The sequence below is a fragment of the Ornithinibacillus salinisoli genome, assembly GCF_042684965.1.
Lineage (GTDB): Bacteria > Bacillota > Bacilli > Bacillales > Amphibacillaceae > Ornithinibacillus > Ornithinibacillus salinisoli.
Genome location: NZ_JBHUMI010000017.1, coordinates 230,239 through 243,316, shown reverse-complemented (window position 1 = coordinate 243,316; position 13,078 = coordinate 230,239). Strand labels below are relative to the sequence as shown.

General features: G+C 37.4%; 13 protein-coding genes. All 13 read right to left on the bottom strand.

The window, feature by feature from the left end; all coding sequences use genetic code 11:
* Positions 1–44: 44 nt before the first annotated feature.
* Positions 45–587, bottom strand: a complete 543-nt coding sequence (locus tag ACFSTA_RS15155) for a glycerol-3-phosphate responsive antiterminator (RefSeq protein ID WP_377557631.1) — start codon at positions 585–587, stop codon at positions 45–47.
* A 14-nt stretch (positions 588–601) separates the two neighbouring features.
* Positions 602–1,123 carry an acyltransferase gene (locus ACFSTA_RS15150; RefSeq protein WP_377557630.1) on the bottom strand — a complete coding sequence of 174 codons (522 nt, stop codon included), beginning with the start codon at positions 1,121–1,123 and terminating at the stop codon, positions 602–604.
* A gap of 451 nt (positions 1,124–1,574) precedes the next feature.
* Positions 1,575–2,219: a pyrophosphatase PpaX gene (gene ppaX, locus ACFSTA_RS15145; protein WP_377557629.1), complete on the bottom strand. Its 645-nt coding sequence runs from the start codon at positions 2,217–2,219 to the stop codon at positions 1,575–1,577.
* Entirely contained in the window at positions 2,194–3,153 is a 960-nt protein-coding gene (locus tag ACFSTA_RS15140) for a nucleoside recognition domain-containing protein (protein WP_377557628.1), read from the bottom strand. The genes ppaX and ACFSTA_RS15140 overlap by 26 nt, the downstream gene beginning before the upstream one ends.
* Before the next feature lie 33 nt (positions 3,154–3,186).
* Positions 3,187–4,050 carry a prolipoprotein diacylglyceryl transferase gene (lgt, locus tag ACFSTA_RS15135; RefSeq protein WP_377557627.1) on the bottom strand — a complete coding sequence of 288 codons (864 nt, stop codon included), beginning with the start codon at positions 4,048–4,050 and terminating at the stop codon, positions 3,187–3,189.
* A 12-nt stretch (positions 4,051–4,062) separates the two neighbouring features.
* Positions 4,063–5,001, bottom strand: coding sequence for an HPr(Ser) kinase/phosphatase (gene hprK / locus ACFSTA_RS15130; RefSeq protein ID WP_377557626.1), 939 nt, complete (start codon positions 4,999–5,001; stop codon positions 4,063–4,065).
* Between the two features lie 115 nt (positions 5,002–5,116).
* Entirely contained in the window at positions 5,117–5,476 is a 360-nt protein-coding gene (locus tag ACFSTA_RS15125; protein WP_377557625.1) for a phage holin family protein, read from the bottom strand.
* Entirely contained in the window at positions 5,476–5,670 is a 195-nt protein-coding gene (locus ACFSTA_RS15120; protein WP_377557624.1) for a PspC domain-containing protein, read from the bottom strand. Before ACFSTA_RS15120 ends, ACFSTA_RS15125 begins: the two co-directional genes overlap by 1 nt.
* A 33-nt stretch (positions 5,671–5,703) precedes the next feature.
* Positions 5,704–6,369, bottom strand: coding sequence for a bacillithiol biosynthesis deacetylase BshB2 (gene bshB2, locus ACFSTA_RS15115; protein ID WP_377557623.1), 666 nt, complete (start codon positions 6,367–6,369; stop codon positions 5,704–5,706).
* 23 nt (positions 6,370–6,392) lie between these two features.
* Positions 6,393–6,746 carry a YojF family protein gene (locus ACFSTA_RS15110; RefSeq protein ID WP_377557622.1) on the bottom strand — a complete coding sequence of 118 codons (354 nt, stop codon included), beginning with the start codon at positions 6,744–6,746 and terminating at the stop codon, positions 6,393–6,395.
* A gap of 138 nt (positions 6,747–6,884) precedes the next feature.
* Positions 6,885–9,761: an excinuclease ABC subunit UvrA gene (gene uvrA / locus ACFSTA_RS15105; RefSeq protein ID WP_377557621.1), complete on the bottom strand. Its 2,877-nt coding sequence runs from the start codon at positions 9,759–9,761 to the stop codon at positions 6,885–6,887.
* Positions 9,762–9,768: 7 nt separating this feature from the next.
* A complete protein-coding gene (gene uvrB, locus ACFSTA_RS15100) occupies positions 9,769–11,751 on the bottom strand; it encodes an excinuclease ABC subunit UvrB (protein WP_377557620.1) in 1,983 nt (660 codons plus the stop codon).
* A gap of 194 nt (positions 11,752–11,945) precedes the next feature.
* The gene (locus tag ACFSTA_RS15095) at positions 11,946–13,061 is read right to left on the bottom strand and encodes an MGDG synthase family glycosyltransferase (RefSeq protein ID WP_377557619.1); all 1,116 of its coding nucleotides are present in this window, start codon (positions 13,059–13,061) and stop codon (positions 11,946–11,948) included.
* Between the last annotated feature and the right edge of the window lie 17 nt (positions 13,062–13,078).

Genomic DNA, 13,078 nt, shown 5'->3' with positions numbered 1-13,078 from the left:
ATCAAAAAACCTCATCTTGTTTTAAACAAGATGAGGTAATTCATTTAATACTCCCAAAGATCCGAATTCGAAGAGGTTACTGCAACTGCTCCAGCATCTAGTGCTGCAATTACATCAGCTTCGGTTTTTATTAATCCACCGGCTACAATTGGCAACCCGGATTCAGTATGTACTTGATCAATCACACTTGGGATTAACCCTGGTAAAACTTCAATACAATCAGGTCGTGATTTTTCAATTAATCTTAGGTTGTTTTCTAGGGCTATACTATCTAATAAAAACATACGTTGAATGGCTAATAATTTATGCTTTTTAGCTAACCCTATCACATTCCCTCTTGTAGATATAATTCCATCAGGCTTAATTTCTCGTACTAGAAACTCCATCCCATATTCATCTGCTTTTAATCCTTGAATGAGATCAAAATGAAGATATACCTTCTTATGATTTTTCTTTGCATAGGTTACAATGCTATTCAATTGTGAAAGACGTGTTTCTAACAAAACAATTGCCTCATGCTTCGATTTCAGTACTTGATCGAAGTCTTTCATATTACGAATCGCCGGTAATACACCTGATGGAATCATCTAACACACCTACCCTAATCTTTCATATCTCTACTAGACCGTTGTTCCATTTCTTCTTTCGTGTAAATAACCTTCATTGGATTCCCACCGACAAAGGACCCTGCTGAAACATCTTTATGTACTAGGGTTGCTGCTGAGACAACAGCGCCATCACCGATTGTCACACCAGGTAAAATGGTCGTGTTCGCTCCAATTAACACGTTGTTCCCGATAACAACATCGCCAATGCGATATTCTTTAATCAAATACTCATGAGCTAATATTGTCGTGTTATATCCAATCACGCTATTTTTCCCAACCGTAATCTTTTCTGGAAACATTATATCCGGCATTACCATTAAGGCGAATGAAGATTCTTCTCCAATTTTCATTCGCAAAAACACGCGGTATAACCAATTTTTCACTCGTAGAAACGGAGTGTATCTCGCAATTTGAATGACTATAAAGTTTTTGACGACCTTCCAAAATGAAACGGTTTTATAGATATGCCATAACGAATTAGCATTTTTAACTTGAAATCGTTTCGTTTTCCGCATAGACTACACTCCTACAAGTTTTCACAAAAGCTCATTGTTGCTTTTTTTACGAATTATAGTACTCCCAACACCGCTCCTGTGGGGTCTTATCGCCTTCGCTTGAAATAGGGTTTAAACGGAGCGGACATGGCGTACGTTATTTCATAAAATAATTTCATTTGAAAATTTTATCGGACATCAAGTACGTTATTTGCTCTATTTCGTACCAGAATACCTACCATTTTGGTTAATAACGGAACTGATGTCCTTATAACTTCTTTATTACCCAATTTTGTCACAAATAAGGGAAGCATTGTCCATTTCCATACTTCTCCTATCCATTTATCCTCTTTGCTTCTTCGCGTTCCCCGTTGAAAGCGACTGACTATGGATTTTTTATCAACTGCTCATCAATATTCAATACTAGGAAAATGCATCAAACTTTCATAAGACGGCCTTCACCACAAACCAATCAATTTCTCGTTGTAGGTATTAATTGCAGTAAGTCTCGTATATCCTCTAACATGTATGTTGGGTTATACTTTTCGAGAAATCCTTTCCCTTTATGAGACCACGCCACTCCTGCGGTACGTACACCTGCATGATGACCAGATTCGATATCGTGCGAATTATCCCCTACCATTAGCGTTGAATCTCGATCCGCTTGTAATTTTTCCATTGCCATTAACACGGGTTCAGGATGGGGCTTCGCATGTGTCACATCATCTAAAGTAATAATCGATTCAAACAAATCATCTAATCCATTAATTTTTAATCCCATCTGAACGCTCTTATCCATCTTTGTTGTTACAATAGCAAGTCTAATTCCTTGGCTCTTTAACTTCTTTATCGTTTCCACTACATGTGGAAAAGCTTTTACATAGCGATCGTGATGAAATAGATTATGTTCCCGATACGTGTTAACCATCGCGTCGGCCTGGTCTTTATCAATTTTTTCAAACGTTTCACGAAGTGGTGGTCCATTAAAAGCCAATAATTCTTGTTTCGTGAATTCTTTTCCATATTGTTTAAACGTATGATTAAAGGATTCCATAATCAGTTCGTTTGTGTCAATTAATGTTCCATCTAAATCAAAGAGTATTGTACGAATGCTCACTGGTGACTTCCTTCCCTTTTTGTTGATCAGCACGTTTCCATACAAACGCAATTGCCATGGTTAATATAATTGCCGTAATAAGTCGAATGATGAGTAATGGCCATACCGGTATACCAAGCGGAATGAAGACTAATGTATCCTCCACAACGGCATGGCATGATACTAAGAATATCAATGCTAACGTCATATCCCGCCTAGAGACACCGTCTTCCTTAACTGCTTGAATCATCAATCCAGCACCATATGCTAACCCAATCGTTAAACCGGCCACTAGCGTCATGGACGTATTTTTTTCCATTCCTAAAACCTTCGTAAATGGAGCAATTCCATTGGATAATTTGTTTAACCAGCCTTTCTCACGTAAATACTGCATAACAATCATTAATGGAATTACAATTAGCGCTAATTGTAGAACAGCTATGGCTGCAGTTTGAATACCTTGGAGCGTAATTTCACCCCATCCATTTAATACAACTTCTTTTGACGAAATCAGCCCATATTTTGCAAACTCTGATCCACCATTCCATACCAGGTTAATTACAATAGCAGCAATTAACGCCAGACCAATACGAATACCTGAAATCAACCACCAACTTACTCCTACCCTTGAAGCTACTGCTGATTCAATAAATAAGTTATGGGAGAAGGATAGCATGATAGCTAAAATGAAAACTTCTTTAACTGTAAAATCAAATGACACAATAGCAGCGATTCCAGCGTATAAGTTCAACGTATTTCCAAGTACTAATGGAACAGCTGCCTCCCCGGATAGTCCGAGCAACCCCATAATTGGACTGATCTTTTCAATAATCCACGGTAATACCGGTGTATGTTGTAAAATCGTGACAATTAACGTAATAGGGAAAATAACTTTCCCTAACGTCCATGTTGTTTTAAGCCCCTCCTGTAATCCACGGATCAAAATCCCGGACATTCTCCATCCCACCTTTTGTCATCTTAAATGTTGTTATTTTTTCTTTTTAGTGTTTTTCTTTCCTTTCTTTTTCCCATTGTTTGGCTGAGGATCATTATATCGTTCGGAAATCGTTTTTCGACGATAAATAATTATAAGTATTGCACCAACAATAATTAATACCGAAATTACTTGTGCTGCACGAAGTCCTCCTCCATAAAGACTATCTGTACGCATGCCTTCAATAAAGAAACGACCAACAGAATACGACATTAAGTATGCTAAGAATACTTCCCCACGTATAAGATTTTTTCTACGAAGTACTAACAATAATATGAGAACCAAAATATTCCAAACTGATTCATATAAAAATGTAGGATGGTACATCACACCATCAATACACATTTGATTCATGATAAAATCAGGTAAATATTGAGGGAAGCTATTATACGTAGACTCGGAAATTGGTCCACCATGTGCTTCTTGATTCATAAAGTTTCCCCAGCGACCAATTGCCTGCCCTAAAATCAAACCTGGTGCTGCAATATCTACTAGTTGCCAGAAAGATATTTTTTTTACTCTTGCAAAAACAACAGTTGTAATAACTGCCCCTATTAAGGCTCCATGAATCGCAATTCCGCCTTCCCATATGGCAAATACTCTCCAAAATGGACCATCTGCATAGCGCTCCCATTCAAAGGTTACATAATAGATACGTGCACAGATAATGGAAATTGGAATCGCGTAAACCACTAAATCTACCATTACATCTTTTTTCAAACCTAAACGATTCGCTTCTTTGGTAACTAGCCACAATCCTAAAAAGGCACCTGTAGCAATAATTACGCCATACCAATATATTGGTAATGTACCAATTTGTAAAAATACTCGATCGAGTGCTGGTGCATCACAACTCACAAACAACCCCTCCTATTCTAGTTCATCTTTTTCTTGATCCATCATGGTGGTTAATCGCTCTGAAAATTCTTCTGCTGCATTGACACCCATTCGTTTCAGTCGAAAGTTCATCGCTGCTACTTCAATAATAACAGCAAGGTTTCTTCCTGGACGAACGGGGATTGTTGCTTTTGGAAGTTTTACATCCATAATTTTCATCGTATCTTCATCTAATCCTAACCGATCATATTGCTTCTTCTGATCCCATAACTCCAGATTAATGATCATCGATATTTTTTTATAACTACGAACCGATCCAGCACCGAAAAGGGTCATGACATTAATAATCCCTAATCCTCGTATTTCTAATAAATGTTCAATAAGTGGTGGTGAGTTACCAATTAATGTATCGTAATCCTCTTGACGAATTTCTACACTGTCGTCTGCAACTAGTCGATGCCCTCGTTTAACTAACTCTAACGCAGTTTCACTTTTACCGACACCACTTTGCCCTGTGATTAATACACCTACACCATAAATATCAACAAGCACCCCATGAATTGCTGTAAAGGGAGCAAACTTTGCTTCTAAGTAGTTAGTCAACCTACTTATTACGCGTGTTGTTTTACGAGGTGAGTGAAGGATCGGCACGCCTGATTTATTGGCCGCTTCCTTTAGGATTTCAGGAACCTCCATGCCTCTTGATACGACAATACCTGGTGTAATATCAGTACATAAACATTCTGCCCGATCTCTTTTCTCTGCATCACTAAGGTCTAGAAAATACGTCATCTCTGTTTTTCCAATGAGCTGTAATCGTTCTTTCGGATAATATTTAAAATACCCTGTCATTTCAATCCCAGGTCGAGAAATATCACTTGTTACAATTTCTCTATGTATACCGTCTTCCCCTGCAACTAGCGTTAAATTGAAATTTTCAAGTAAGTCATTCGTTCTTACGATTGTTTTCATTTTTTATCCTCCATAAATAGTGCCTAACTGTTTAACATTGTAGCATATTTTAATAGAAGGAAGGAACGATTGGCAACTTTCTAATTACTGAATAGAAAAACCGCAGACAATTTGTCTACGATTTCAATGTATCTTTGACCAATCGATTCAAGAGCAGGTTAAGAATGGATATGATTACAGCAGCTAAGATTGCTGTTCCAAAACCTTCGATCTCAAAGGATGATCCCATAATCGCCTGAGCAATCATTAATGTGAATGCATTGATAATAAATAGAAACAGCCCTAGAGAAATCACCGTTATTGGTAAGGTTAATAGTATTAAAATTGGTTTTATCATGACATTCAATATTGCGAGAATAAGACTTGCTAATATGGCGGATCCGAAACCTTCTAGTTGGAATGATTCGAAAAGTTGCGCGACAGCAATCAATGCGACTGCATTTAAAAATACCGAAATCAAAGCTCTCTTGAGCATTAGTGTAACCTACTTTCATTAGGAATAATGAAGATAGCAATAATATAGGCAACTAATAAAAATAAATTTGTTACAAAAAATAATACGATAAATAGTAGCCTGATAATAGTTGGGTCAATTTTGAAATACTCACCTATACCAGCTAATACACCAGCAACCATACGGTCTTTTTCAGATCTATATAATTTCTTCATATGCTCACCTCATTTTGGAATACGCTAACCAAATTAATATTTCCAAATATAAAAACGTTCTTTGCCCAGTCGTTTCTTTGCCAATTCTTTATGATCATCTGAAATATCTTCACCTTGGTTAAATGTTTTTAGCATACCACTCGCTTGTGATTTATGAGCAAGTATCGCTTCCAATTTCTTTTCAAAATCACCTGTAACATCGTTAATAATATCCGGCTTTCCAAGATCTTCATCTTGTGTATTGGTAATCGCTTGTGCCCAAACGGTTGGGCTCTCCTCGGAATCCATCATACGAACTGCTTCAATTGCAGCAGCACCTAAAGCATTATGGTCTGGATGTATGGCATGATCTGGGTAATGCGTAATAACTAAACTCGGTTTTAATTCTTCTAATATTCCTTTTAAATGGATCGCAACTTCTTTTCTATCTTCATACTCAAGTGTTTTATCCCGATATCCCAACATCTGCACTTCCATGTCTAGAACCTTGCACGCTTGAATCAATTCTTCTTTACGAATTTTTGGTAATGATTCTCGATTAGCAAAAGTAGGAGAACCCATATTCCTCCCCATTTCACCTAGTGTCCCGCATAAATAAGTTACAGGTACACCTTGTTCACGAAATTGCGAAATCGTTCCTGCTGCACCAAATGATTCATCATCTGGATGGGGGTATATGACTACGACATGTTTTTCCATAATAATTCACCCTTTCATTCCCTTTAGTAATCAAATGGGGTTTCACTAAGTTGTAGTGCAACCATTAATCGTCCTTCTCTGTCATGACCAGCAAGTAATAGTTTTGCATCTTCATAGATCTCCCAATCGGTTAAGCCTTCAGCATATATCCAACCAATATCCATCTTCAGTCCAGCGCGATATGAGTTACCGTCTCCTACAATTTTTGCCTGTGAAAATTTGACCCGTGTATTTCGTATGTAAACTCCTACATTATATGCTTTATCATTAAAATGACTTGCATATGCACCATTTGTTGTTTCTAAATGGACATATACATCTTTATCGATGAAACTTTCCAGCATCTCTTGAACTTTTTCTTTTTCAATCGATTTCATCCCGAGTTCCTCCAATCTATTTCTCCATTTTACCTTACCTAAATACTGGTGGCGCGTCAAAGGTTTGAACCTCTTACAGATGAGATTATGGTAGACAAAAGGACAGTAGGTTCACTAAAACATACTGTCCTTCCATCACTACTTCGAACTTACTTTTTCTTTTTCTTGAACTGTTTCTGCTAATCGCTTACGATCACGTTCAAGAATTGGTTTCAAATAACGACCTGTATAAGAAATCTCTTCTTCTGCAATTCGTTCTGGTGTACCAGTGGCAATAATTTGTCCCCCTCTGAAACCACCCTCAGGGCCTAAATCAATGATATGGTCAGCAGTCTTAATTACATCTAAATTATGTTCAATTATTAATACCGAATCTCCATTATCAACCAATCGTTGCAATACTGATAATAATCGTTTTATATCATCAACATGTAACCCAGTTGTCGGTTCATCAAGAATATAAAATGATTTACCGGTTGAACGTCGATGTAATTCACTTGCTAATTTAACACGCTGTGCTTCTCCACCGGATAAAGTTGTTGCCGGTTGGCCAAGCTTAATATACCCTAATCCTACATCATAAATTGTTTGTAGCTTCCTTTTTACTTTCGGGATATTAGCAAAAAAGTCTAACGCCTCTTCAATCCTCATGGCTAATACATCAGCAATATTTTTCCCTTTATATTTCACTTCTAATGTTTCCCGATTATATCGTTTACCATGACATACCTCACATGGAACATAAACATCAGGTAGGAAGTGCATTTCAATTTTAATTATACCGTCACCACGACAAGCTTCACATCTTCCACCTTTTACATTAAAACTGAACCTACCTTTTTTATACCCACGTATCTTTGCTTCGTTTGTCTGGGCAAAAACATCACGAACATCGTCAAAGACACCGGTATAGGTAGCAGGGTTGGATCGAGGTGTCCGACCGATTGGTGATTGGTCAATATCTATGACTTTTTCAATATGTTCCATTCCATGGATCGTTTTATGTTTTCCAGGCTTATGTTTACCACGATACAGGTGCTTAGCTAAAGACTTATATAATATTTCATTTACAAGTGTACTTTTTCCGGAGCCTGATACTCCAGTCACAACTGTCATTAGCCCTATAGGGAACTTAACTGACACATCTTTTAAATTATTCTCTGTTGCACCAACAACTTCGATATAGCGATCATCCGCTTCTCGACGTTTTGTAGGTAAGGAAATATATTTTTTTCCTGATAAATACTGTCCAGTTAATGATTTTTTGTTTTTCATCACGTTATTAGGTGTTCCACTTGCGACTATTTCTCCCCCATGCTCCCCAGCTCCTGGTCCAATATCAATTAGCCAGTCAGCAGCTAGCATCGTGTCTTCATCATGTTCCACTACAAGTAATGTATTATCCAAATCACGCATGTTTTTCAAGGTTTCTATTAAACGATCATTATCTCGTTGATGTAGTCCGATCGATGGTTCATCAAGTACATAGAGAACACCAGTTAAGGCAGACCCAATTTGCGTTGCTAAGCGAATTCGTTGTGCTTCACCACCAGAAAGTGTTCCTGCCGCACGTGACATGGTTAGGTAATCCAGGCCAACATTATGAAGAAACTCCAGTCTATTATTAATTTCCTTTAATATAAGTCGAGCAATTTGTTCTTCCTTTTCCGTTAAATCTAGTCCATGGAAAAATGCTTTGGCTTCTGTAATCGAGTAATCTGTAATCATACTAATATGTTTCCCATCAATTCGAACTGCCAATGCTTCTTCTTTTAAACGGTAACCCTTGCACGTAGGACAATGCTTTTGTGCCATAAACTTCTCTAAAGTTTCACGAATAAAATCAGAAGAAGTTTCTTTATAACGGCGAGCTATATTGTTACTAACTCCTTCAAAATGGATCATATTGTCTCGTACATTACCAAAGTCATTAACATAGTGAAAATGAATCTTATCGTCACCACTACCAAATAGTATTTTCTCCATGAAATGCTTTGGAATATCTTTTACTGGCACATCCATATCAATATCGTAATGATCACATACACTTTTTAATAGTTGTGGGTAGTATTGCGAACTTATTGGTTCCCACGCCACAATAGCATGCTCATTTAGTGATTTATTCCAGTCAGGTATGACTAGGTCCAAATCTACTTCTAGATTTGTGCCTAAACCATCACAAGTTGAACAAGCCCCATAAGGACTGTTAAATGAAAACAATCTAGGCTCTAATTCGCTGATCGAAAAACCACAAATTGGACAAGCATGATTTTCACTAAACATTAACTCTTCTTCACCGATGATATCTACTATGATATTACCTTCTCCAAGCTTAAGTGCTGTTTCCATAGAGTCACTTAGTCGGCCAGCAACACCATCCTTAACCACGATTCGATCAACAACTACTTCAATGGAATGCTTTTTATTTTTCTCGAGTTTAATTTCCTCGGTTACTTCTCGCATTTCTTTATCTACGCGAATTCTCACATAGCCCTCTTGCTTTAGCTTTTCAAATACTTTAACATGCTCTCCCTTTCGTCCTGAAACTACAGGAGCAAGAATTTGCAACTTAGTTCGTTCTGGATACTCTAAAATACGATCGACCATTTGCTGTACGGTTTGTGAACTAATTTCCGTGCCGTGCTTCGGACAAGTTGGTCTTCCAATCCGTGCGTACAATAAACGCAAGTAATCATAAATTTCAGTTACAGTACCCACTGTTGACCGCGGATTTTTACTCGTTGTTTTTTGGTCAATAGAAATTGCTGGAGATAATCCTTCTATTGTATCTACATCTGGCTTATCCATTTGTCCTAAAAATTGTCGAGCGTATGCTGAAAGAGATTCAACATATCTACGTTGTCCTTCCGCATATACGGTATCAAAGGCTAGGGAAGATTTCCCTGATCCAGATAAGCCAGTTAATACTACTAATTTGTTTTTAGGAATTTTCACATCAATATTTTTTAAGTTATGTGCTCTAGCACCTTGGATTGTAATAGATTTACTAGGCATGAATAGGTCATCCTTCCACTTTTAATTCAAGTATAATATCACGGAGCTCAGCTGCTTTTTCAAAATCAAGCGCCTTGGCAGCTTCCCGCATTTCTTTTTCCATATCTTCGATGACTTTTTCTTTTTCTGCTTTGGTTAATTTTGCTAGACTCTTTGTCTTTGAATCATATTCTTCTGGATCCTCTGCTGCAACAGTGGCACGAATGACATCACGAACATCTTTTTTAATCGTTTTCGGTGTAATATTATGCTCTTTATTATAAGCCATCTGTTTTTCACGACGTCTGTTCGTTTCATCAATTGCCACTTCCATGGAACGGGTAATTTTATCTGCATACATAATTACTTCCCCATTCTCATTACGTGCTGCCCGTCCCATCGTCTGGATAAGCGAACGTTCTGAACGTAAGAATCCTTCTTTATCTGCATCAAGGATAGTAACTAAAGAAACTTCAGGAATGTCTAGACCTTCACGTAATAGGTTAATTCCTATAAGTACATCGTATTTACCGACTCGCAAGTCACGTATGACTTCAATACGTTCTAATGTCTTTATTTCTGAGTGTAAATAAGCAACTTTAATACCTAGCTCTTTGAGATAGTCAGTCAAATCCTCTGACATCTTTTTAGTTAATGTTGTAACAAGTACACGTTCATTGCGATCCGTTCGTTTATTGATTTCTCCGATCAAGTCATCAATTTGTCCTTCAATTGGACGTACATCAACAACAGGATCAAGTAATCCAGTCGGTCGAATAATTTGCTCAGTCATCTCCGGAGAGTGTTCTATTTCATATGGACCAGGGGTCGCAGATACATATATTAATTGCTTTGCTTTCTGTTCAAATTCACCAAATTTTAGTGGTCTGTTATCAAGTGCTGACGGTAAGCGAAACCCATGATCAACTAAAACTTGTTTTCGAGCTTGGTCCCCATTATACATTCCTCTTACCTGTGGTAATGTTACATGTGATTCGTCGACCACAACTAAGTAATCATCTGGAAAGAAGTCTAAAAGTGTATAAGGGGTTGCTCCTTGTTCACGTAAGGTTAAATGCCGAGAGTAATTCTCAATTCCGGAACAGAATCCCATTTCATTCATCATCTCGATATCATAATTCGTACGTTGCTCTAACCGCTGCGCTTCCAATAATTTATTATCATCACGAAGTTCCTTTAAGCGTTCTTCCAATTCCTTTTCGATATTCCCAATAGCAAGCTTCAGTTTTTCCTCACGCGTAACGAAGTGGGATGCAGGAAATATGGCAATATGTTCACGGTCACCAACAATTTCACCTGTTAAGGCATCAACTTCGCGAATACGATCAATTTCATCACCAAAAAACTCAACCCTAATACAATGTTCTTCCCGTGATGCAGGTATAATTTCTACCGAATCTCCACGCACACGAAACGTTCCACGTTGGAAATTTATATCGTTGCGAGCATATTGAATATCTACAAGCTCCCTTAATAACTGGTCCCGATCTTTTTCCATTCCCATCCGAAGGGAAAGAACCTGACTTCGATATTCTTCTGGTGAACCCAATCCATATATACACGAAACACTTGCTACTATTAACACATCATTCCGTTCAAAAAGTGCGGAAGTAGCCGAGTGTCGTAATTTATCAATTTCATCGTTAATACTAGCATCCTTCTCAATAAACGTATCTGTAGAAGGAACATATGCTTCTGGTTGGTAATAATCATAGTAGCTTACGAAGTATTCAACGGCGTTATTCGGAAAGAACTCCTTAAATTCACTGTATAATTGCCCGGCCAACGTTTTGTTATGGGCAATCACTAATGTCGGTCGATTAATTTCTTTTACTACATTTGATACGGTAAACGTCTTCCCTGTTCCTGTTGCTCCCAACAATGTCTGATGTCGTTGACCTGCTAATACTTTTTCAACAAGCTCTTTAATCGCTTTCGGTTGATCTCCACGCGGCTCATAATTTGCCACTAGTTCAAACTTATTTTCCACATGACTTCCTCCGTTCCTATATCTACCAACTAGTTTATCATATAACTAAAAACATTTTAACATATATGCGAACGAATATTCGATTATTTTGTTCTGGTACATTAATATTACCCATTCTACCCTTAGAAGAAGATAGAAAATCAACAAGTTTTTGTAATCCTTAAAAAAACAACTACACCTTTTGTATAGTTGTTTTACATAAAGTTACATATCTCGTCTAATATCTCTTCCATAGATTTTTTCTCCAAATTACGATGATATAATTCGATGTTTTTGTTATACTCCTCTTTTTTGCTTTCATCGGAAAAGAAATCTTCAATTTGCTTGTCGACTGGTTCATTTTGTATCGGTATAACGACACCTAAATGTTCAAGCTGAAGCGTATTAATTTTTTCTTGTCCAGGCAAAGCATTGCAAATAAAAATCGGCTTCCTTTTCATGAGGCATTCACTAACAGTTACTCCTCCAGGTTTAGTCAGCACTGCATCAACCTGGTCATAATAATGATTGATCTCCTCTTTATTCGTTACATAAGAAATTGCTGTTATATCTTCTCTTTGCTGTGATTGCAGCTGCTTATAAAGGAGATCATTTTTCCCACATAAAACATAGTAATGTATATGAGGGGAGCTGTTTTGAAGTAATTTCTCCATGCTCCCTACCCCTAAACTACCACCTGTTACTAATACATGTAACTTTCTAGATTTCGTTCTACTTTTTGGAGGGGAAGTATTATGGAAAACAGGATGGACCGGGATTCCAGTTACAAAAATTTTTTTCTCATGTACACCTAAGTTTAATAAGAAATTTTTCACATCGATCGAAGGAACGAAATGATAGTCAATCGCTTCAATCCCCCAAACACGGTTTACAAAGTAGTCCGTATAAACATTTACTACAATGCCATTTAGCTTTTCTTTTTGTTTTAATACACTAGCAATATTGGAAGGAAGAGCATGGGTGCAAAAAAGAATCCTAGGCTCATTTTCCTTCACTAATCGCTTAAAGAAGTACATAAATAAAATTTCATAGATAAGCTGACGATTTCGTTTATCCGCTTTTTTATATGCCATCTGATCATACAGCCAATGATACGCACTAGGAAGGGTTTGAATCCACCGTAAATAGGTGCCGGATACAAGTGATTCTATTCTCCCATAGCTATAGGATAGGATATCTACTTTGTTACATCGAATCGATTGTGTATAATTATTCAAATCTTCCATAAGCGCATCAGCAACATGATGATGACCAGTTGGTATTTGCATAAATGGTAAAAATAATGCTTCACTCTTTGTCTGTTGTCCCATGATGTTCAACTCCATAT